Source organism: Anaerocolumna xylanovorans DSM 12503 (assembly GCF_900143645.1).
In the GTDB taxonomy this organism is placed as follows: Bacteria; Bacillota; Clostridia; order Lachnospirales; family Lachnospiraceae; genus Anaerocolumna; species Anaerocolumna xylanovorans.
The window spans coordinates 93389-116598 of record NZ_FRFD01000008.1 but is presented as its reverse complement, the minus strand read 5'-3'; the positions used below and the strand labels follow the sequence as shown (position 1 = coordinate 116598).

At 40.7% G+C, this 23210-nt stretch carries 20 protein-coding genes and 1 tRNA gene; 3 read left to right on the top strand and 18 right to left on the bottom strand.

The features are described from left to right. Nucleotides 1–31: 31 nt before the first annotated feature. Complete coding sequence (gene tgt, locus BUF11_RS14140) at nt 32–1165, bottom strand: tRNA guanosine(34) transglycosylase Tgt (protein WP_073589504.1); 1134 nt, start codon at nt 1163–1165, stop codon at nt 32–34. Nucleotides 1166–1474: 309 nt separating this feature from the next. Between tgt and BUF11_RS14135 the strand changes: the two genes are divergently transcribed. Further along, a complete protein-coding gene (locus BUF11_RS14135) occupies nt 1475–4054 on the top strand; it encodes an EAL domain-containing protein (protein ID WP_073589503.1) in 2580 nt (859 codons plus the stop codon). Nucleotides 4055–4123: 69 nt separating this feature from the next. Further along, nucleotides 4124–4194, top strand: a tRNA-Trp gene (locus tag BUF11_RS14130). Nucleotides 4195–4383: 189 nt separating this feature from the next. Here the strand turns inward: BUF11_RS14130 and BUF11_RS14125 are convergent. The 3 genes from BUF11_RS14125 to BUF11_RS14115 form a co-directional block, all read right to left on the bottom strand. Further along, nucleotides 4384–5928 carry a M56 family metallopeptidase gene (locus tag BUF11_RS14125; protein ID WP_073589502.1) on the bottom strand — a complete coding sequence of 515 codons (1545 nt, stop codon included), beginning with the start codon at nt 5926–5928 and terminating at the stop codon, nt 4384–4386. Nucleotides 5929–5937: 9 nt separating this feature from the next. Continuing rightward, the gene (locus BUF11_RS14120; RefSeq protein ID WP_073589501.1) at nt 5938–6315 is read right to left on the bottom strand and encodes a BlaI/MecI/CopY family transcriptional regulator; all 378 of its coding nucleotides are present in this window, start codon (nt 6313–6315) and stop codon (nt 5938–5940) included. A 255-nt stretch (nt 6316–6570) separates the two neighbouring features. Continuing rightward, a complete protein-coding gene (locus BUF11_RS14115) occupies nt 6571–7311 on the bottom strand; it encodes an SDR family oxidoreductase (RefSeq protein ID WP_207665485.1) in 741 nt (246 codons plus the stop codon). Nucleotides 7312–7476: 165 nt separating this feature from the next. On the opposite strand from BUF11_RS14115, the gene BUF11_RS14110 reads away from it, so the two are divergent. Further along, on the top strand, nt 7477–8412 hold the full coding sequence (locus tag BUF11_RS14110) for an AraC family transcriptional regulator (RefSeq protein WP_073589500.1): 936 nt from the start codon (nt 7477–7479) through the stop codon (nt 8410–8412). Between the two features lie 191 nt (nt 8413–8603). Here the strand turns inward: BUF11_RS14110 and BUF11_RS14105 are convergent, their stop codons facing one another. From BUF11_RS14105 to BUF11_RS14040, 14 genes are all read right to left on the bottom strand, one after another. After that, nucleotides 8604–9317, bottom strand: a complete 714-nt coding sequence (locus tag BUF11_RS14105) for an SGNH/GDSL hydrolase family protein (protein ID WP_073589499.1) — start codon at nt 9315–9317, stop codon at nt 8604–8606. Between the two features lie 463 nt (nt 9318–9780). Beyond that, a complete protein-coding gene (locus tag BUF11_RS14100; protein ID WP_073589498.1) occupies nt 9781–10623 on the bottom strand; it encodes a Cof-type HAD-IIB family hydrolase in 843 nt (280 codons plus the stop codon). Nucleotides 10624–10646: 23 nt separating this feature from the next. After that, nucleotides 10647–12281, bottom strand: coding sequence for a dihydroxy-acid dehydratase (ilvD, locus tag BUF11_RS14095; RefSeq protein WP_073589497.1), 1635 nt, complete (start codon nt 12279–12281; stop codon nt 10647–10649). Nucleotides 12282–12291: 10 nt separating this feature from the next. After that, nucleotides 12292–13635 carry a PTS galactitol transporter subunit IIC gene (locus tag BUF11_RS14090; RefSeq protein ID WP_073589496.1) on the bottom strand — a complete coding sequence of 448 codons (1344 nt, stop codon included), beginning with the start codon at nt 13633–13635 and terminating at the stop codon, nt 12292–12294. A gap of 18 nt (nt 13636–13653) precedes the next feature. Next, nucleotides 13654–13938: a PTS sugar transporter subunit IIB gene (locus BUF11_RS14085; RefSeq protein ID WP_073589495.1), complete on the bottom strand. Its 285-nt coding sequence runs from the start codon at nt 13936–13938 to the stop codon at nt 13654–13656. A gap of 13 nt (nt 13939–13951) precedes the next feature. Next, the gene (locus tag BUF11_RS14080; protein WP_073589494.1) at nt 13952–14998 is read right to left on the bottom strand and encodes an alcohol dehydrogenase catalytic domain-containing protein; all 1047 of its coding nucleotides are present in this window, start codon (nt 14996–14998) and stop codon (nt 13952–13954) included. Beyond that, nucleotides 14995–15654, bottom strand: coding sequence for a bifunctional 4-hydroxy-2-oxoglutarate aldolase/2-dehydro-3-deoxy-phosphogluconate aldolase (locus BUF11_RS14075; protein ID WP_073589664.1), 660 nt, complete (start codon nt 15652–15654; stop codon nt 14995–14997). The genes BUF11_RS14080 and BUF11_RS14075 overlap by 4 nt, the downstream gene beginning before the upstream one ends. 32 nt (nt 15655–15686) lie before the next feature. Next, on the bottom strand, nt 15687–16832 hold the full coding sequence (dgoD, locus tag BUF11_RS14070; protein WP_073589493.1) for a galactonate dehydratase: 1146 nt from the start codon (nt 16830–16832) through the stop codon (nt 15687–15689). 3 nt (nt 16833–16835) lie between these two features. Then, nucleotides 16836–17807: a phosphoglycerate dehydrogenase gene (locus BUF11_RS14065; protein WP_073589492.1), complete on the bottom strand. Its 972-nt coding sequence runs from the start codon at nt 17805–17807 to the stop codon at nt 16836–16838. Nucleotides 17808–17825: 18 nt separating this feature from the next. Beyond that, nucleotides 17826–18293, bottom strand: coding sequence for a PTS sugar transporter subunit IIA (locus tag BUF11_RS14060; RefSeq protein ID WP_073589491.1), 468 nt, complete (start codon nt 18291–18293; stop codon nt 17826–17828). A 273-nt stretch (nt 18294–18566) separates the two neighbouring features. Then, nucleotides 18567–18875 (bottom strand): PTS sugar transporter subunit IIB, encoded by a 309-nt coding sequence (locus tag BUF11_RS14055; RefSeq protein ID WP_073589490.1) that lies wholly within the window; start codon nt 18873–18875, stop codon nt 18567–18569. A gap of 142 nt (nt 18876–19017) precedes the next feature. Then, the gene (gene ptsP / locus BUF11_RS14050) at nt 19018–20742 is read right to left on the bottom strand and encodes a phosphoenolpyruvate--protein phosphotransferase (RefSeq protein ID WP_175562070.1); all 1725 of its coding nucleotides are present in this window, start codon (nt 20740–20742) and stop codon (nt 19018–19020) included. 12 nt (nt 20743–20754) lie between these two features. Beyond that, nucleotides 20755–22782, bottom strand: a complete 2028-nt coding sequence (locus BUF11_RS14045) for a BglG family transcription antiterminator (protein WP_084558664.1) — start codon at nt 22780–22782, stop codon at nt 20755–20757. 26 nt (nt 22783–22808) lie between these two features. Continuing rightward, complete coding sequence (locus tag BUF11_RS14040) at nt 22809–23069, bottom strand: HPr family phosphocarrier protein (RefSeq protein WP_073589489.1); 261 nt, start codon at nt 23067–23069, stop codon at nt 22809–22811. Between the last annotated feature and the right edge of the window lie 141 nt (nt 23070–23210).

The following is a 23210-nucleotide window of genomic DNA, read 5'->3' as shown; positions in this document are numbered from 1 at the left end:
TTCCTCCTACAAATAAATTATTCTTGTTCTGTTATTCTTCGCCCTGAGCAAAGCCATTTAACTTGTTTTTCTTATATTCCGCATACCTTTGTTCTTCAATGGCAGCACGAATTTCTTCCATCATATTGTTATAAAAATACAGATTGTGGGTTACTAAAAGTCTTAAGCCTAACATTTCCTTTGCCTTTAGCAAGTGTCTGATATATGCCCTGCTGTAATACTTACAGACCGGGCAGCCGCAGCCCCTTTCAATGGGTGCGTCATCTAACTCATACTTTGCATTCATCAGATTCATTTTACCATGATTGGTATAGGCGTGTCCATGCCTTCCATTTCTGGCAGGATACACACAGTCAAAAAAGTCTATACCTCTTTCAACAGATTCCAATATATTCTCCGGTGTTCCCACTCCCATCAGGTAAGTAGGCTTTTCCAAAGGCAGATAAGGCACTGTTTCCTCTATGATATAATACATCTCTGCATGGCTTTCTCCTACCGCTAATCCTCCAAGTGCATATCCATTAAGGTCAAACTCTGATATCTTCTTGGCATGCTCAATACGGATATCCTTATAGGTGCCGCCCTGATTAATGCCAAAGAGCATCTGGTTCTTATTAATGGTATCAGGCAGTGAATTAAGCCTGTTTAGCTCTTCCTTGCAGCGAATCAGCCATCTGGTTGTTCTGTCCACAGAATCCTGCATATAGCTTCTTTCTGCCGGGTGGGGCGGACATTCGTCAAATGCCATAGCAATGGTGGAAGCAAGATTCGACTGTATCCTCATACTCTCTTCCGGCCCCATAAATATCTTTCTGCCGTCAACATGGGAGTTAAAATAAACTCCTTCTTCCTTAATCTTTCTTAATCCGGCAAGAGAGAACACCTGAAACCCGCCTGAGTCCGTCAATATGGGTTTGTCCCATACCATAAATTTATGAAGTCCACCGAGTTTCTTGATAACCTCATCTCCTGGTCTTACATGAAGATGATAGGTATTGGACAATTCCACCTGAGTTTTAATCCCCTGCAAATCCTGTGTGGAAACTGCACCCTTTATAGCCGCTGCTGTTCCGACATTCATAAAGACCGGGGTCTGTATTACACCATGTACGGTATGAAATTCTCCTCTTTTGGCTCTTCCGTCTTTTGCCAGTAACTTATACATCCTGTTCTCCGATCTAACTTTTTGCAATAATTCTATTCAAATACTAATCTCCATGCATATCGCAGGCCCGCCAGTAGATTGCTTGCAGTCTACACGATACTGCCCAAATAGAAATTTGAAAAATGCAATGCATCTTTCAATCTAACACCTATCATGGCAGTTAATACGCTTATGATATAACTACTGTACAAGTATACCCTGTACTGTGAGCTTTTTCAACTAAAATTTGTAGTAATATTACCAAATTTATTGCTTTTTTGCCTTGTTTTTGGTAAGATGTTAAATAATTACATTAGAAAGAAGACCGCCATGTCTATTAGGAACAATCTAAGGATTACATTGTTTATATTATCCCTTCTGCCGATTATCCTTATGTCAGTACTCTCTTACCATATAGTATCTGACAAGCTTATTTCGGCTGAAAAGACCAATTTAAAACAATCGGCCGTAACCAACAGCCAGGGTCTTGACGCCCTCTTAAAGAGCAGACTGACAGAGGCTTATCTTCTGTCCCAGGAGAGCCGTATTTACGACTATGCCCTATCTGCCAAAGATTCTTCTAAAACTTCTGCCGTAAAATCGAATGACGTATTATATCATAATGCTATAGATTTGCTTGCCAACTGCAGCAAGACTTTGCCGCATTATCAGAATATAAAAGTATTTGACGTAAATAACAATGTAATTCTAAGTACGGATGGAGATGAAATCGGCACTAAAATCTCGGACAACCTTACCTTAACTTATATGCGGGCAACCGCAAGCAGCGCAAATGCTATCAGCGGTGTTCTTAAGAAAAAACAGCCGGATGGTTCCTACCATAACTTTATCGAAATAGGATACCCCATAAAAGAGCGTAATAGCAAAAAAAACATCCTTGGATATCTGGTCGGCACCTTAGATTTGTCCAGCCTCGACACCTACCTTATGTCTATGACATCCGGCGGAAACGGCTATGCTTTTTGTCTTGACAAATATGGAAACTACATATTCCACCCGAACAGCAGATATATCGGTACAAATATAAAGGACGACCGCCTGGGCAGGTTGGTAGCAGATTACTATAGCGGAAAGACTGATGAAGCCGGCAGCTTCCAATATACCTTTGACTCCGCCAATACGATTTATGGATACAGCATTTTAAAAGATAACGGATGGGCCATTATTATGAAGCAGGATTCCAATGCCGTGACCGGCCTCGCCAGAATTATACTCTACATATTCCTGGCAGGTATTGTGTTCTGTTCTTTTGTTATGCTCGTAGCAAGCGACAAGGTTGCAACCTTTTATACGGAACCCATTATGGAATTAAAGAATACTCTTCGTACTGCTTCTGAAGGCAACTTAAAAGCCCAGAGCAATATCCGGTCAAAAAATGAATTCGGAGAGCTTTCCAGAAACTTAAATAAGATGCTGCACATAGTAAGAAACAGCTACAATGAGCTTTCCGCCATGCATGAGGAACTTATCACCAAGGAAGAACAGCTGCGCCAGAACTACAACCATATAGAATACCTTGCCTATCATGATGTGCTTACGAACCTCCCAAATAAAATGGCTTTTATTGAGAGAGTTAATCAGGCTATTGCTTCTTCACCGGGTTCTAATAAGCTGCATGCCGTTTATTTTGTAGATTTGGACGATTTTAAGACGGTAAACGATACCCTCGGTCATGAATGCGGTGACAATCTTTTGTCCCAGACGGCCACCCATCTCCTGTCCCTGACTACCTATGATGATATTCTTGCAAGGGCCGGAGGTGACGAATTCCTTCTCTTCCGCGAAAATCTGGAGAGCGAACAGGAAGCCCTGGATTTTGCTGCCACGATCATAGAATCCCTAAAAACCCCTTTTCATATTAACGGGGAGGCCATCTATGTATCCATGAGTATCGGTATCGCTCTTTATCCGTTAAATGGCCTTACTCATAATTCCCTTATTAAAAATGCCGATATCGCCATGTACAAATCAAAGGATACCGGGAAAAACAAATACACCCTTTTTGATGTAACCATGGAAGAGGAGTTAAACCGCAATTCCCTTATTACAGAGGTTTTACGCCATGCCATTGCCAACAGCGAGATTTATGTGGTATATCAGCCCCAATATAATATCCGCAAAGAAAAATTGTCAGGTTTTGAAGCTCTTATGCGTATCAATAATCCCAAGCTTGGAGAGTTGAATCCCGATGAATTCATTCCCATTGCAGAGGAAAGCGGCATGATAACCGAGCTTGGAGAATGGGTGCTAAGGGAATCCTGCCGATTTAACAAAAACCTTATCGACCATGGTTTCGATACCCTGACAGTTTCCGTTAATATATCCAGTGTCCAGCTAAGCAAAGCAAACTTTATAGAAATTATTGAGAACATTCTGGAAGAAACCGACCTTCCTGCCAGAAATCTGGAATTAGAGGTGACTGAAAGTACCCTTGTCTCTTCCCTGACAAATGCTTCTGTACAGTTGTCCTCTTTACAGGAGCTTGGTATCATGATTTCTCTGGATGATTTCGGTACCGGCTATTCCTCCCTAAATTACCTTACCAATATGCCCATTAACACTCTTAAGATAGACAAGTCCTTTATTAATAACATCTGCAGCAACGACAAGGATGCCCGGATTGCCTCCGGTATCATTAATCTGGCCCATAGCATGAAGCTTGAGGTTATTGCCGAGGGTGTTGAAAAGAGTGAACAGTTGGAAGTTCTAAGGAAACATAAGTGTGATATGATACAGGGCTATATCTATAGTAAGCCCCTATTACCCCATGCTTTTTTTGATATCTTAATACCCGATCCTTTCAAAGAGGACTGTAACGCTCTTACCGCCGCTTCAAAAATGCCCCAAAAAAGCAGCTATGATGATCGGAAAACTGCAAATTCATCATAAAATTTTCTTGACAATTGACACAATTTATAGTATCCTATAAAGGCAGTGCAGAGAGCATGGCCAATATTTAGGGGATTGGTCAAATGGTATGACAAGGGTCTCCAAAACCTTTAGCGGGAGTTCGATTCTCTCATCCCCTGTTGAACACTATCAGAATATGGTAGTGTTTTTTTTGTTGAATGCAAATTAAAGAATCCCATTGCCATAACCTTCCTTTTTCTTCGTCATTGCATAAAAAACGCAGAACCTTCCATAAAATCGGCAGGTTCTGCGTTTGCATCTGTTTTAAAGATCATCATACAAGCAATTATTCATAAAGATACTTTCCCCTAAAAATCTTCACTCAGGAGATAGACAGCATAGGTGATGCCAGTCTGTGTATCATAATTAACGGATATGTACCCATTTTCATATTTAAAATGCATGTCTCCGTTCTTGTCACTGACCGGTTTTCCAAAGGCACTTTCAAAGTTTTCTGTTTTATCACCGATTTTAGCGCCTTTGAAATCCAAGTCATTCCTCTGGGTAAATATCTGGCTGACAGTACCGGTATCCATATTAAACCATACCCGAATTCCCGCCTCTTTAAATTCCAGGCCACCTTCGTCGGTTGAATCCGGCTTCTCTGTTATACTATTTGTCAAATCCTGTTTACTTGAACCCAATAAATCAAAATATGTTTGAAAAGAGACGGCCTCTGTATCCGAAGAAGACTCTTTGGCAGGAGTGACCGACTCATCTTCTGTCTCAACAACAGGGGTGGGTTGTGCAGCAGAATCCTGGCTGCTATTCTTTGAACTGTTTTCCGTTCCGGCCGTATTTTTCTGGCTCGTGCCGGCGGCGGAACCGGACAGGCTCGAACAACCTGTTAATAAAACAAGGCATAGCAGAGTTATTACAGCCCATTTTACAGATGTCTTTTTGTATTGTGTAATCATAATAATCCTCCTTTTATTCTGGCTGACTGCAAATCCTACGGTTCCCGGAACCGTTCGCAGGTCACTCATTCTTTTCATAATGCTCAATATGGTTAAGCCGTATTTTCTATATTCTTCTTCCTCAAGCACACCAAGTACGGAAGCATCGCAGGACAGTTCGCAATCCTCTTTCATTTTATGCATGGAATACCATATTACCGGGTTAAACCAGTAAATTCCCTGAATAACCATTGTTATGATACGAAGGCTCAAATCCTTCCGCTTAATATGGGCAAGCTCATGCAACAGGATATAGTTGAGTTCCTCCTGTGAAAGGCATGGAATCATTTTACCGGGAATAATAATTTTTGGGTGAAAGATGCCCCACACCATAGGTGATTTTACACAGCTGCCGGAAAGAACAGTTATTTTACCGGTTATATGAAGTTTGTTTTTGCAGCGGTTCATAGCGGCATCAATTTTAGGTTGTGTGCAGGGAATACATTGGCGCAGCTTAAGGGCAAACATGGCATTCACAAGTATTATATAAATATAAATGCCAATCATAACGGCCAGCCAAAGGGACGCAATGTGTCTCAGGGTAAAAGCAGGGCTTCCGTTATTTGAATCTAATGACGGAACTAAGAATGTATGCGCAGTGCCGTTCCCGGAATTCTTTTGCACATCAGTCTTATCGCTGGGGGCATCCGGCAGTTGATCTTCTATCATTACATTCTCTGATATTGGTTCGTAGGTGAACAAATGGAACGGACTTTCAATGGTAAAGGGAATTACAAGCCGCAGTATCAGGAGAAACCAGATATAATACTGCAGTCTGGCACTGAGTCTGCCTTTTAGTATTCCCTTAAAAAGAAAGATTCCGATTGCCGGCAGGGTCCCCATAATTGACAGAGACACGACCTCTTTAAATATGGTAACAAGATTAATCTTGACCACCTGCCTTCCTTATTTCAGTTTTTCATCCAGAAGCTTTTTAAGATCTTCCATTTCTTTTACAGACATTTTTTCATCATGGATAAAATTTGCCATCAAATTATAGATGGAGCCTTCATACATTTTTTGAATGAAAGAACCTGTTTCTTCCTGAATGCATTCTTCTCTGGTAATAAGAGGGTAGAAAGTATGCTGACCGGAATCCTTATCAACACCCAGGGCACCCTTTTTTACCAGCCTGGCGATCAGCGTATGGATTGTTTTGGGCTTCCAGTCGGTCTCTGCACTTAAGCCTTCTATGATACTTGTGGTTGTTTGAGGGGAGTTATTCCATAGTACTTTCATGACCAGCCATTCTGCATTGGATATTTTACAATTATTGTTCTTCAATTCGCCTCCTCCTTCCTACATTTGTAGTCTCATTCAAGATTACACTTGTAGGAAGTCTTTGTCAAGTAAAATATTTTTTAATTAGCAGCCATGAACAATTCCGATATTCCGTTCTTCGCAACAGGAATCCCAGAATCTGCTGTTTTTATTTTTTCAAGAAAAAAGAGCCGCTGCAAAATAGGTGACCGCTTACCTATTTTGCAGTGCCCCTTTGATTCTTTGGCAGCTGCTTAACTTAGGATGTTAAAAGTACACTCATCCCAATCCGCCATTGGCAAAGAGCACCTGCCCATTGACCCAGCGGGCCGGACCGGCAAGGAAGGCAACCGCTTCCGCAATGTCCTTTGGGGTACCAAGACGCTCCATCGGGGCAGCCTTGGAAAGATATTCGATCGCAGCTTCGTCTTTACCATTGAGAAACAGCGGAGTTGCGGTCGGACCCGGAGCTACTGCGTTTACTGTGATATCTTTGCCACGCAGTTCACGGGCCAGTATCAGTGTCATGGCTTCCACCGCACCCTTACTTGCCGCATAAGCACCGTAGCTCGGAAATTGAAGACGGGTGACCGAAGTGGAGAAGTTGATAATCGCACCGCCGCTGCGCACTCGCCGCGCGGCCTGCTGGGAAACCACGAAGGTACCGCGGATGTTGGTGCGGTGCATCCGGTCGAGGTCATCAAGGTTCAATGTCGCAATCGGCGACAGCAGCATGATACCAGCTGTGTTGACTACGACATCAATGCCGCCAAATGCCGCATCAACTGCATCAAAAGCAGCTGACATATCTTTCTCTTCTGCCACGTCGCCGCCGACGGCAATTGCCTTGCCTCCTGCGGCGGTAATTGCGGAAACAGTCTCGTCGGCTTTGGACTTGTTGCCGGCATAATGCACTCCGACAGCGATTCCATCCATAGCGAGGCGCTCGGCAACGGCGCGGCCAATACCACCCGACCCCCCGGTAATCAGGGCAACACGTGCATTTGTATTTTTCATCATAAAAATTCCTCCTTAAATTTTAATATTAAATTGTTTGTAAGCACATTATATTCTTAAAACCGTCTTATACGGTAGCCTATTCTTAGCCCATCATTGCCTAATCCTACATTACATGATATAATCGTGACATATTTCTTATATGAACAAGTGAGGAAGGAGACTTGAATGGAAAGAGAAAATACAAATAATAATCTTATAGAATATCAGAAAGAGCTGGCTTCACTAATCAGCAAACATGCTCCTGCTGACGGAAAGCAGCATACACTCATACCAACATTGCAGTTGCTTCGTGCCTCCAATGTATCGGAACATTTGCATTCTATCTATGAACCGTCCTTAATTGTGATTGCACAAGGCTCTAAGATTGTGATGTTGGGTGATGAAACCCATCAATACAATGCCTCCTCCTATCTTGTATCCTCGGTTCACTTGCCTATTGTAGGCCGGATTATCGAGGCTACTCTGCAGAAGCCCTACCTGTGTGTTCAGATTAGTTTCCGTACAGATCAGATTTTGGATATTGTGAAGGAATCTGACCAGATATGGAACAGCAAAACGGATTCGGGACGGGGACTTGTAGTCAACGAAACAAATGCCGCTTTGCTGGATGCAGTTCTTAGGCTTGTGCGTCTTTTGGATACCCCGAAGGATATTCCTGTGCTCTCCCCTCTGGTTACCCGTGAAATCCTTTATCGGGTCTTACAGAATGATCACAGAAATATCATTAAGCAATTTGCTATCAACGGCAGCCATGCCCACTCCATCGGAAAAATCATTAAACTCATCAATGATGATTATGCTAAACCGCTGCGTATTGAAGAATTAGCAGCAAAAGCGAACATGAGCACGTCATCTTTGCATAGCCAATTTAAACGGGTAACTGCCATGAGTCCCTTGCAATATCAAAAAATGATAAGACTCCAGGAAGCACGCCGTTTGTTACTGACCGATTCTATGGATGCTGCGGATGTTGGATTTCAGGTAGGTTATGAAAGCCCCTCCCAATTCAGCCGGGAATATGCCCGCATGTTTGGACTTCCCCCGATCAGCGATGCAAAACAACTTAGAGATTCATTGTCTTTGAATCTTACTTTAATATAATAGGAACTTTCCATATTTAATTTGTACTATTTATATTCTGGCACCAGTTATACCAGACAATAAAAAAGAGGCTATGCTTTTCAATAAAGAAAGAACATAGCCTCACAGATTTTCACCTGATGACGGCCTGCATTCACTCTGATATTTTGTTTACTTCCCTTTCTGTGTACCCTCGATACGGGTAAAATAAATCAAATCAGATTATATCCGGTATCTATAAATTCCTTTGCAAAATTTTCAAAAGATGATGCTATGATTTTTTGACCTGAAGTATTTGGATGTGTTCCATCCTCGCAAAGCAACTCCTTTATATTCCCGGCTTTCAAAAATGCTCCTCTTAAATCAATTAACGGAACTTGTGTTTCCAAAGCAATTTTTTCAATTACCCTTGAGTAACTTTCCTGGTGAAAGTAAATGTTATTAATATCACCAAGCCACATAAGTATGTTCTTTTTATTTAAATTTCTGCAAAACCAGTCAAAAAAACTTTGTGGCTCTAATGGTGGCAGAGTAGTTAATATAGGCAAAATACCTTTTTTCTTCAATGTATCAATGATACCACAATATATTTCTGAAAAAAGCTCTATTGGCGTGTTAGGTGAATAATTACCTCCCGGATTTTCCGAAATTGCCTTCCAATTATAATCACAATCATTTCCACCATAATCCATGACAATTGCATTGCATCCTATATTTTTTTCCAATCTTTTTCTAAGTAAATCACTGCCTTTTTTTACAGTACATCCAAAGCTTGAATAGTTTTGTATTTGTATTGGGTACTTTTTGCTTAAGATTTCTATATCAATAGTATTGTTCACATAATACTTTTTACTCACCGGATTAATCTGTATTCCTTTCAGTATCGAATCTCCAAACACTCCTATATTTACCATTTTCTCCAGCATTCTCTTTACCTTCTTTCAAATACGATTTAATGTAGTTATTATTACTATATGATACGCTATTAAAAGCCATTTGTCAACTAATTTTAATAGCTACACTATTATTATAATTACATTTCAATTTTATAATCATAAAAACCAGACAGCCAAAAAAATTTATTTGAAAAAGCAAAATGTAATTAAGCATTATAACTGGAGGCAATGGTAAGAACATCAACAATATCCTTTTGATTATTAATTTTTTGCATCAAAAAAGCACCTCCTAGTAGAAGAGTGCTTAGAATAAACCCATTTCCTTTTTATCTTAAGTTGCTGCTATTTCCTTGTTAATATCCAATATAATTTCTAATTCAGAATGCAAATTTATTAAATTAGATTCCCTAAAAACCCATAATTTTCTATAATGTGATATAAATAACCGGTGTAAAGCTCAGAATATCTGAACCAATACACCGGTTACTTTTGCTTATTTTAATACAAAGCGTTCTATTGCTTTTGCAACTCCATCTTCTTCATTGGTTTCTGTGATATAATCTGCCGCAGCTTTTACTATATCCGGTGAATTTCCCATGGCAACGGCAAATCCTATTTCCCGCAGCATAACCAAATCATTTATCTCATCTCCGCAAGCCATAATTTCGTCCCTTTTTATTCCCAGCATTTCTCCCAGCTTTAAAAGTCCAGCCCCTTTGTTAACACCTTCTCTGCTAACTTCTATATTCCTTTTTCCAGCAGTGGTTACCTCCAGGTGAGGAATCATTTTTAATTCCTCCCAGGCTTTTTGTTTTTCTTCTTCTCTCTTAAAAAATGCCTGAACTTTATCCACCGGACGGTTCATCTCTCTTAATTTTTCTTCAATACTCTTAACACGAACCCTGGTTGCGGTAATATATTCGGCCATTCCCGGCCGCGATTCGTACTCCGTTATCTTTCTTAATAAATCTTCTCTTGCATATCCGACTCCGTCAAAATAAACTTCCTGCATGGTGTCGTAACGGTCAAAGATTTCTTTTATCTTCCATACAGTTTCCATGGGAGTCAGCACTTCGTATAGAATTTTATTTTGCTTTATATCCGTTATTCTTGCTCCATTTACAGTCAAAACATATTTTATTCCCGGAAATTCAAGAACCTCCCTGGGAACTCCATTCAGTGGACGTCCTGTTGCCGGCACAATGAATACTCCTTTTTCAATTGCCTTTTTCATGGCTTCTTTTGAACGGTCCGTAATCTGCTTTTTCCCATTTAGTAGAGTTCCATCCAAGTCAAGACCGATTAATTTGATTTTCCTTGTATCAGCTCTGGTCACAATGATATCCCTCCTTGGAAACTTTAGCGAAATGAAGCTCCCAGCTTTGCAGAATTAGAAAGTTTGGCATACCTTGCTAAAAGGCCCTTTTCCCCATTTTTCACAACAGGCTTCCATTCTTCTCTTCTCTTTGCCATTTCCTCATCTGTAACCTCTGCCTTTAAAGTCCCCTTATATAAATCTACCTGAATTTTATCTCCGTCTTTTATTAATGCAATCGGACCTGCCTCTGCTGCTTCCGGGCAAAGATAGCCAATACTTAGCCCTCCGCTGGCACCGGAGAATCTTCCGTCGGTAATAACCGCTGTCCTGGGAATGCTTTTAATAATCTCGGTAATCCGGTGCAGCTCCTTCATCCCGGGGCCGCCTTTAGGGCCCTCATAACGGACGATTACGGCATCTCCCGTCTTTATTTTCTTTTCATGAAAGGCTTCATAGCATTCCTCTTCACTGTTAAATACTCTTGCGGTTCCTTCAAATATTTTTACTTCTTCCGGCACTGCAGATGTCTTTACCAAAGCACCTTCCGGTGCAAGATTTCCATAGAGGACCTGAATTCCGTCCGCTTTTGCAAGAGGATTCTCCATACTGTGAATAATAGAGGGATCTCCTGGTTTTGCGTTCCGTACTATTTCTCCAAGAGTTAATCCGTTCACATTTAATGCTTCTGTATGTAAAACCGATTCCAATTCCTTTAATACTGCCGGTATACCTCCTGCATAGTGAAGATCTACTACTGTTTTATCTCCATTTGGTACAATTCCGCATAATACCGGAGTTTTTGATGTAATTTCAGAAAAATCATCCCATTCCAGAGCAATACCCAGTTCTGCTGCCAGAGCAGGCAAATGAATTAAGGCATTTAGGGAACCGCCGATTGCACTCAATAAAATAATCGTATTTTCTAAGGCATCCTTTGTCATAATCCGGCTGGGCCGAATACCTTTTTCCACCAGCTTCATAAGCACTGCCCCGGATTCCCTTGCCTGAAACCTTCGCATGCTGGTAGAAGAAGGAATAAGACTTCCTCCCGGGAGCATCATTCCGAGAGATTCACACAAAGCTCCCATGGTATTTGCCGTCCCAAGAAACGGACAAATACCGGGGCCTGTATAATAATCCAAGGTTCCATTAATTAATTCCCGCTCGGTAATTTCTCCCCTTAAAAACCTCTGCCTTAGTTCTTTGGATTCACTGGGCTTTATTTTTGAATAACAGGGTCCGGCAGTAACCACAATAGAAGGCAGATTAATTCTGGCGGCTGCATTTAGCATTCCCGGGATAATCTTATCACAGGCACCTAAAAATACAATTCCGTCAAATACACCTTCTCCTATTACCATTGCCTCAATGGAGTCTGTAATAATCTCTCTGTGAGGCAGACAGTACCGCATTCCGGAATGCCCCTGTGCAATACCATCACACATGGCGATGGTATTGAATTCAATGGGCTCTCCTCCTGCTTCCAGTATACCCTTTTTTACTTCGCCCGCAAGCTGCCTTAGCGGTTCGTGCCCGGGACATACCTCATTCCAGCTGTTGGCTATGGCAATCAGGGGCTTTTTATCCAGGGATTCAAGAGAAATTCCTGCTGCTGCTAAATGTGCTTTTGAAATAGCTCTTTGAAAAGGCTCTAATCTGTCAATTGCTCTTTCCATGTTCTGTCCTCTATTCTTCTGCTTTAAGTGTATTTGTATAGCTCTTCTTTAAAATCACAAAACTAAATGCAAAAAGAATCACCAGGGGTATTGCAATATACCAGTGTCCTAATACCCCTTCAAAAGTAGCCCAGATAACGGGGCCTGCTTTAAGGTATGTAATGGAAGCAGAGCCTTCCGGAAAGGCAAATCCCACATTCTGTGCAAGCTTTGTAAAGGTCGGTCCAATGGCGGTGGATGCATATAGGGTAACGGTCAGAATAGGGATGCTGGCAATACAGGTCTTTATAATATCTCCTCCAAATAAAATGGCCGGTCCAATCACAAGGCAGGCAAAATTGGCTACATCACCAAAAGGGAGAGTCTTATTTCCAGGTAAAATCAATGCTAATATAATCAGAACCGGAATCAGTAAGACAGAGGAAGTAACCACTGCAGGATTGGCAGTTAATATCGGCCAATCCAGCCCGATATAGCACTTTCTTCCTGGAAATCTCTTCTGCATAAATTGAGCTGCCGCTTCTGATATGGGCATCAATGCTTCGGAGAATAAGGATGCCAGACGGGGTAAAACAATCATAACTGCCGCAACCTTTATCGCAAGCTTTAAAGTATCTGCCACATTATAACCTCCAAGCAGTCCCATAATAATACCCATTATTAAACCAAGCACAGCCGGTTCTCCTAAGAAACCCATTTTATTCTTTAAGGATTCCGCATCAAATTTCTTATCTTTTAATCCGGGAATACGGTCAATCAGCCAGATAAGAGGCATTACCGGAAGCAAGCTCATCATACCTGAATGAGTACAGGTTACATCAGGAATTCCTGTTGATTTTTGAATACGCTCTGCCGTAAAATCTCCCAACTTCAATTCAATAACAATTACAACGGCTGCCACTATATAAGCCACTATAAGGTTGCCGGTAAAAATATAGGTTACAGCAGCAATGAAGATTTTGGTCCATACATTCCACAAATCCACATTCAGTGTATCTGTCCATTTTAACCACAGCATCAATAAGTTAATAACAATCTGCAATGGGAATATGGTTGCCGCAAAAGGCCATGCCCAGCTTATCATAGAAGCGGCTGTCCAGCCCACATCCATGTATTGCAGATTGGAACCGGCTCTCTCAATCGCCGATTGTGCCGCAGGGGCAATCTGCCCTACCAAAAGTGCTGATATAAAGGTACTGATTGCTGTAAAAGCAATGCCTAACATTAAACCGGAACGGAAACTTTTTCCGGGCTTTAATCCAAAAATCAACCCTATGATAAACATAATAACCGGCAAAAATACGGCTGCCCCCAAATTCACAATATAATTCACTACATTAAGTAAAATATCCATCTCCTTTTTCCTCCCTGATTATTTCTTTAAGATTTCAACAATCTTTTGCAATGTCTGCTCCTGCCCCATTCCTGTCAAAAGAGTAATTCCGCTTATTACCGGTATATCCCCTTTCTGTTCCACCTTTGAATTCACAGAAACAATCAGATCCGCCTTAACATTTCCACCGGATAACTGCCCAAAAGATATTGGAGTTACTTCTGCATCAATTCCGTTCTTTTTACAGTAATCACTGATTTTTTGTGCGCACATTACGGAAGTTGCAACTCCTGACCCGCATACTGTATATACTTTTTTCCTCATAACTTTTTCCTCCTTATTCGTATGTTAAGATTACTTTTAAAGCTTCACCGGACTTCATTAACTCAAAACCTTTGTTGATTTCATCCAAAGGAAGGCGATGTGTTATTAAACTGGCTCCATCTATCTTTCCCTCAAACAATAACTTCTCTGCCAACTGAAACTGCCTGGGCGTGGAACCATAGGAAGAGGATACGGTCAGCTGATTATAGTGAATCAAATTCCCGTCAAGGTCCAAAAAGGGATTATCTTTGGGAAATCCGGCAAAGAGCTGGACTAATCCTCCCTTGGCAACTACTTCTACTCCCTGTTTTGCGGAAGCCTTGGAAGTATTTGCAACCACAACCTTATTTGGTCCTCTGCCACCTGTCACCTTCTTCACAAACTCTTTGAGGTCGCCGTCACTTTCCAGGCAAAAATAGTAATCAGCCAGATTTCTTTCTTTTGCCAACTCAAGACGGTTTCTTGAACGGTTTGCCAGAATAATGGTGGAAGCACCTTTTAGCCTTGCTACCATGGCATGAAGCATACCAATGGGGCCGCAGCCCAGGATTAATATGCTGTCACCCAGTCTGGCATCAATCATTTCTTCCCCGTTTAAAGCAGATACTACAGGGTCGCCCAAGGCGGCAACTTCATAAGGAATGTTTTCAGGAATCTTCACACAGGTTCCCAGCTCCAATGTCTTACCTGGTATTTTGACATATTCCGCAAAAGCTCCGGGATAGTGTATACTGATATTTTTACGTTCCTCACACAGGTTTTGATATCCCTGATCACAGTAATAACAATGTCCGCAGGGAATTCCGGGATGAACGCTGACACGTTCGCCTACAGTAAGACCTCTAATATTTTCTCCGATTTCTACAACTTCTCCGGCAAATTCATGGCCCAATATTTGGGGTTCCTTAATTTTTGCATGACCATGCAAATAGGTTCTTAACTCTGAACCGCAAATAGCTGCCGCTTTGACTTTGATTAAATATTCATCCGGACCAATGTGCGGTATTTCCCGTTCCTCTATTCTAATATCCTCAATTCCGTAAAATACTGCTGCTTTCATTCTTTCCCTCCATTCATCTTTTTATTTTCAAATATACTTTGAAATCGTACTGCTTTTTGCACCAGTTCCTCATATTTTCCTTCTTCGATTTCCTGTTTATTAACCAAATCACCGCCAATACCGGCACAGGAGGCTCCATTTTCCAAAAAGGCTCCCAGGTTGTTTTCATTAATTCCACCAACTACCATAATGTTCAACTGATTCAGAGGACCCAATATTTGTTTCACATAGGATGGTCCTAAATTCACGGCAGGAAATATCTTTATCATACGTGCACCCAATTCCCAGGCCTGTACCGCCTCTGTAGGTGTCATAACTCCCGGAACCGCCAATATGCTGTATCGCTGACAGATTTTTAAAACCTCCGGATTAAGAGATGGAGAAAGAATAAACTTAGCTCCTGCCAGAATAGCAGTTCTTGCGCTCTCACTATCAAGGATTGTTCCTGCTCCAATGAGCATCCTGTCAGAGAATTCATCCGTAAGCTCTTTTAACAAGGATTCTGCTTTCTCTGTATTAAAAGTAACTTCTATAACCCTTACGCCGCCCTCATAAAGAGCTGCGGCTATCCGCTTCATCTGGTTGATTTCCGTTCCTCTTACAATCGCAACAATTCCATACTTCTCAATTGTCTGTAGTGCTTCAATATCTTTCATTCTTATAACCATGCTCCTTTCAACCTTACCGCCTACCATTCTGAAAGTGTTCCGTCATAGTTCCGCCATCTTGGATTATTCCATTCCAAACCTTTAAGACTTACTCTTTCAACCATTTCTTCATCTATTTCCAGTCCCAGCCCATATCCCATGGGAATGTTCAGATATCCATCCTGAAACTGGAATATTTCTTTATTCTTTACAAAGTCCAGAAGGTCAAAACCTTGGTTATAATGGATTCCCAGACTTTGCTCTTGTATAAAGACATTTGGTGTACAGGTATCAATCTGCAGAGTAGCTGCCAAAGCAATAGGCCCATAAGGTGCATGGGGTGCAACTGCTATATCAAAGGCCTCTGCCATTGCCGCTATTTTACGGACTTCGTAGATTCCTCCTGCCAGTGAAACATCCGGTTGGATAATATCTGCAATCCCTTCTTTTATGATATCTTTATACCCCCATCTGGTACACAGCCGTTCTCCGGTAGCTATCGGAATGGAAGTATGCCGCGAAAGCTCCTGCAAAGCTTCCCCATTTTCAGGGAGTACCGGTTCTTCCACAAACATAGGATGATATGGCTCCAGTTCCTTCATCATAATTTTAGCCATTGCTTTATGAACACGTCCATGGAAATCAATTCCTATTTCCAGCTCATATCCTACCGCCTGCCGTATCGATTCCACCCGTTCTAAAAGCTCTTGTACTTTTTTATAGGAATCAATATAATGCATCTCTTCACAGGCATTCATTTTAATTGCCGTAAACCCAGCTTCCTTCCGCTTCCTGGCCTCTGCTGCCACATCAGCCGGCCGGTCTCCTCCTATCCAGGAATAGACCTTAATACGGTCCCTTGCTCTTCCTCCCAGAAACTCATAAATTGGCATCTTATAATATTTTCCTTTGATATCCCATAAGGCCATTTCAATTCCTGAAAGAGCCGTCATATGAACCGCCCCTCCCCGGAAAAAATAGCGGTATAAGCACTGCCATATATCTTCAATTTCCAGGGGATCCCGTCCTATGATCAATTTCCCTGTTTCCTTAATACAGCTTTCTACGGTTTCTGTTCTCGTTCCGGAAATGCATTCACCCCATCCGCAGATACCGGTATCTGTTATGATTTTTAAGAAAATCCATCTTGGTTTTAATTTATAAATCTTAATCTCTTTAATTTTCATAAATTAATTGGATCTGCCTCCTTCCAGGATGAGATTAGGCGGTGTCACTCCATTTTTTACAGCAATTACATTATCCACTGCCGTATCTCCCATTCTCTTATTGGAATCATAGGTGGTCCCTGCTATATGAGGTGTCAGTAACACGTTGGGAAAGTCAAAGTAGGGATGCCAGACGGGAGGTTCACTGTCATATACGTCTGTTGCATATCCTAAAAGGGTCCCGCTTTGAAGTGCTTTGGTTAATGCCTCATGGTCGATACACTTACTCCGGGCTGTATTTACGAGTATGGCTCCCTTCTTCATGAGGCCAAACTGCTCTTCTCCAATCATATGATAGGTCTCGGGATTTAACGGAACGTGAAGGGTAATATAGTCCGATTCCCGTAATAATTCCTCGAAACTCACGTATTGGACTCCTAATTCCTTTGCCCTGTCACGCTCTACAATATCATATCCCAGGATTTTCATACCAAAGCCGGCTGCCCTTTCTACCAGTGCTGTTCCGATATTTCCGATGCCGATAACACCTATCGTCTTTTGGCGCATGCTGATACCCGGATATTTAATCCACTTCTTTGCTTTTGTCTCTCCTACGATTTTATAGAAATCTCTGGCAAGCATTAACAGAAAACCCATGGCACAGTCTGCCACCTCTTCTTTATTGGTTCCCGGTGCATTGGTTACTACAATTCCCATCTCATGTGCTTTATCTTTATCAATAGCATCTACTCCAACGCCATGCTTTGCAATGATTTTCATATTCTTAAAATGTTTGATTACATCGGCCGGCACCTTGTCATTTCCTACAATAAGGGCGTCTGCATCCCTGGCAAATTCAATCATCTCTTCCCCTGTCAGAGGTCTGCCATATGGATTTAGCTTAACCTCACACCCGGCCTTTTCAAGACGTTCTATACTGCCTTTATAGAATTTTCCAAAGGTAACAGCTGTTGCAGCTACTTCCCATTTTTCCATTTTAACCTCCTTTGCCTCTTAGCACGTGATGCAGTCTTCCAGGTTATGCAGATATTCTAATACTTCACCCTTTGACTTTGCCTCTCTGATTTTTTTCAGCAAGGCACCATCCTGTATGATTTTCATCATCTCCTGCAGCATGGTAATCTGCATTTTGGAATCCTTTATTACCATGGGAATTACAACTTCACAGGCCACCCTGTCATCCTTTGTGCCCATCACACCAAAGGACACCGGTTGTCGCGGAATAACAACCCCTACACACGGCTTATTCACAAATTTATTATTTGTATGAGGAATGGCAATAGCAATTCCCTCTCCCGGCAGACCTGTCGGATATTCTTTTTCACGTGCAGCAACTGCATCCGAATAGCCTTCGTTTACATACCCGTATTCCTGAAATAATTGTCCGATTAAGCGGATACATTCTTCTGCCGTGTTAACGTCCGCATTCAGAATAATTAAATTTTCATCCAGTAATTTCATCCTGTCCCTCCTGATTCTATCTATTGACTGAAACCATTGTCTAATATGGCAATATTGGATTTATCAATATTCTAGCATAGTATTTTACAGTAAATAAGAGCAAGTTTTTTCACAGCATTTTATTTTTTTGTGAAAACAATTGTACTGTCTGGGCTTAGAACAAAGAATCCTGCCCAGAGGGCTTTTTATGCAATAGGAAGCAATTTTCTATTGCATAAAAAAACAGACCAGAGCACAACTTGCTCCAATCTGTTCTATGCTGCAGTATCCTTCTCAATCTTCATACAACTCTAACTTGCCTACAACTTCCATAAATTTTTCAATAAATTCATCTTCGTTAATTCCCAGTAAAAGCCCTGTGCCGTTTAGCATAGGAATAGAGGCTTCTTTATCAATAGGAGTAATGTATACAACCACATCATAGTCTTCAAGGGAGATGTTATCCTTAATATTTTCCGGGCTTGCTTCCGTTACTTGGGCAGCATAGCCTTTCTTATCAAGAATTCCTTTTAATCTGACCGCCAGTGCCGCCGCACCTACCGTTCCGGTACCGCATACTGTTAATATTTGAATTGCTCTCATATTTGGCTCCTATCTGTGTGCTTGTTAGCACACTTTAAGTGTGCTAAAACACACTTCAGGCATGCTAAAGCACACGTACAAAATCAGGGGGAGTGAAAGATTTATCTTTCACTCTTTTCTTGTATTTTTCAAGCCATAATTATTAGGGACATATGGAATGCAGATACTTCTTTACCTCTTCCATTGTATCTGCTTCTAATACCTGCCCGCACAATGCTTCTTGTTCTTTTACCGACAAACGGGTAATAATATATTTTATCTTCATTGTCTGAGCCTGGGCCATGCTAAGTTTATTGATTTTCATGGCTGCCCACAGAGGAATCAGCATTTCGTCAGATGCCGCCTCTCCGCAGATGCTGACTTCTATACCCTCTTTGTGTGCATTTTGGGCGACAAGGCGAACTGCCCGTAATACGGATACATTGCAGCTGTCATACAAATACTGCACTTTTTCATTCATCCGGTCTGTAGCAGTTGTATACTGGATTAAGTCATTGGTACCAATGCTAAAGAAATCTGCTTCTCTGGCAAGCTTATCACTAAGCAGTACAGCTGACGGTGTTTCAATCATAACTCCGATCTTAATCTCCTTATCATAGTTTTCTTTTAAGCTATCCAGACGTCGCATTGCTTCTTTAACCAATTCTTTTGCTTCCCTTAGTTCTTCTAAATTTACAATCATTGGGAACATAATTGCCACAGATCCGTAAGCAGACGCTCTTAGAATTGCTTTCAGCTGTGTGATAAACATTTCTTTTCTATCAAGACATATCCGAATAGCACGATAGCCAAGGAAGGGATTTGCTTCTTTGGGAAGCTCCATATAATCCAACTGCTTATCACCACCGATATCCAATGTCCTGATAACCACTTCCTTTCCCTCCATCTTTTGAACTGCCGTCTGATAAACTGCAAACTGTTCTTCTTCTGTTGGGTAGCCCTTATGATTCATATACAGAAATTCTGTCCGGAACAGGCCAATCCCATCGCAGATTTTGGCATCCAAGCTGTTAAGACTCTCCTGATCCCCGGTATTCACACAGATTTTTATTTTATATCCGTCTATCGTTATTGCCTCTTTCTGTGCCAGCTTCTCCAGCTCACGCTTTTGGGATTCCGATGCTTCCTTTGCTTTTTGATACTGGGTTATCAGGGCTTCGTCCGGGTCACCTGCTACTTCACCGGTTTCTCCGTTTATATAAATCCTCTCCATTCCCGCTGCCTTATCACAAATCCCCGGAACACCTATAACTGCCGGTATTCCCAGTGTCTTTGCAAGTATTACTGTGTGAGAGGTCTTTCCGCCCTTCTCTGTTACAAATCCTTTCAGATATTTTTTATCCAGGCGTATAGTATCTTCCGGTGACAAATCCCCTGCTACTACTATAAAATCATCCTTTTGTTCCTTTAATCCGGTATCAGAGGTTTGCATACCAAGAATACCTTTTATAATTTCCTTGCAGACATTCTCAATGTCAGCAGCACGCTCTCTGATATATGCATCATCAATGCTTTCCATCATTTTCAGAACGGATTTTTTTTCTTCCTGCAAGGCATATTCAACATTGCACTGCTCCTGTTCTCTTCTTTTTAATACCTGCGCAAAGAAAACATCATCCATTGCAATTTCTTTATAAGCACTGAATATTTGTGCAGATTCTTCTCCCAGAGACTGTACAGTCATATCATAAATATCTTCCAGTTCCCTGCAATACGACGCTCTGGCTGTCTTTAGCTTCTCTTCCTCTTTCTTAACTGCCTGTTCACTGATTTGTATTTTCGTAATCTCGTAATTATCTTCCCGCAATACTATTACATTAGCCAATGCCTGTCCCTTTGCTGCCCCCGTGCCTTTATAAATATTCATACTCATTCTCCTTTAATTTAACATTCTCCTGATACCATCCTCATTATCCAGATAATCATACAGTTCTTTTAATATCTTAAAATGGGAATAATTATCAATAGTGGATAAAAATAAAAAGAGCTTTCCCTCCATATCATTTAAAAATGTGAGCGGTTCTCTACTTGCTATTAAACCTATCTCAATCCTACCATGAGGAATTCCTTGCATAGGACAATGGATTAAAAGGATGTTTTTTCGAATCTCATACATATTCATGGTCTTACTATTCAGTACGCTAAGCATTCTCTCATACAGATGCTCTGCTTCTTTTCCTTCTGCCAGCTTGCCGCAGCCCTCTTTTACAACCTCTTTCCAGCTGCTGTAATCCTTTGCTTGCGAAACTATTAATTCTTTCACCGATTTGATAAGTCTTGTTTTATTGTTATTTCCCTGAAATATCTGAAACAGGTCAAAATACAACTGATCCCTGTCAACTTTACCGATTGTGTCTTTTTCAACCACTGCCAGTATATCCTGTATTACTTTCTCATATTTTGATAAAGCACCCTCTTCACCTACATAACGGACTATTTCTTTTTTCTCTGCACTCGTCAGAATAGCACTGGTGAAAAACACATTTTTTCTTTCTTTTAAAGCTTCAATATATACGGTGGATACAATAATGACGTATTGTTTTAAATATGCTTCCCGAATTGCAGAGGCAGCTTTTAGTTCATACTGGAAAATGTCTCCCATAATTTCTTCCAATTGTTCTTTGATTAGCATGGAAGTGGCCATACCCTCTCCGCAGACTACTAAAATCTTCGGTTTTTCCATAAACGATGTATCTATTTCATTTCTATCATGACGGTTGCTTACAAAATATATAACCAAATATGCCAATTCTTCTTCTGTAATCATGACAGAGAGCTCATTGGTAATTTCATTTAATGCCCTTCTGGTAAATTCATAAGTTTCCGGATATTTATTTTTAACATCTTCTGATAGGGGATTGGTAATCTGGAGCCCATATTTCAGCCGGTAGTAAAGAGGTCTGATATGGCAGCGGAGCTGATTACTTAGCCGTTCTCTGTTAGTTAAGCTGGTACAGGCAATCCTTTCATAATTTCGGATAAAAAGGGCTGTAAATCTGTATACAAACAGATTTTCCGCCTCCTGTGATGAGAATTCAATGGTTTTGATACCTAAAAGCAATGTAGTAATATAATACACTTCATTTTCCGGGATTTCCATATTGTATTGTTTTAAGTTTTCCAGGCTCTTTTTTAAAGACTGGTAAGAACCGGTTACCATAAGAGTCGCCTTTTCGTCTTCATTCACATAAAATACGTAGCCCTTGATACTCCGAATCCATGACACCATAATCATCATACATTCATATTCAATATCCTCTGATACCAATTTTATATCCACGTCTTTTACATATTGTTTAATCAGACATCTGGCAATTTCTTTATAATCATAATCGTGACCAGTCAATTCTTCCAGGGATTTTTGAAGATGATCTCTTACAATTGTTTTTGGGTATAAATTTTCTAACTGCTGCAGCTGTCTGCTAATGAGTTTACGAACAGCAAATTCCTCACCTGTAATATAATAACCGGCCTGTATCGTACTGATTAGTGCAAGTTTTTCAGTTTCTAATACTTCCTTCCACTTTCTGATATCTGTCAAGATCGTATTTTTGCTTACATCTAAGAACATTTGCATTTTTTCTATGGTAACAGCTGCTGAAGATAAGGTAATAAATAACATCTCCAGAGTACGGCGTTCTCCTATGGAAAAGAAATAATCCGTATTCTTTCCCATTTCTCTTCTTAAATCATCCATTCTATCGGAGTAAACACGCAGAACCTGTGATTTAATATCAACCTTACCAAAATCATTTTCTTCCAGCCATTCTATGACTTTTTGTAAATCGTAATAGAATGTTCTTTTTGTAATATTTAATCTTTCCAGAATATCCATAACTGAAATGCCTTTTTCATTTTCAACTGCACATTTTAGTATGTAGGCTGACCGACTTTTTAATTCCACCACACTGTACCTCTTTTCATCTACCGAAATCAGTCTGTAAGATGTGTCATAAAATTCACGATATCTTCTCCTGCCTGCTGCTCGTCTTCTCCTTCAACCTGCAGTAAAAGAACCGTTCCCTGATTCACACCTCCTGCAAGGATACTAATTACACTTTTAGGATTAATCTCCATGGTTCCTATTTTTATCATAATATTGCTCTCATATCTTTGGCATAATTTAGCCAAATCTGAAGCAGGTCTTGCATGCAACCCCGTTTTATTGTTGACAGCTATTTTTTTTTCAAACAATTTATCGCCTCCTTTTTTGAGTTTTTATAAGTATAACACTTAATTTGATTGTTAAAAATAGCATTTTATCTCACAATAAAATTTGAGGTTTGTGCAAAAACTGTGTTATTTCTTATCTTCCTAAAAGTAAAAGCACTCTTT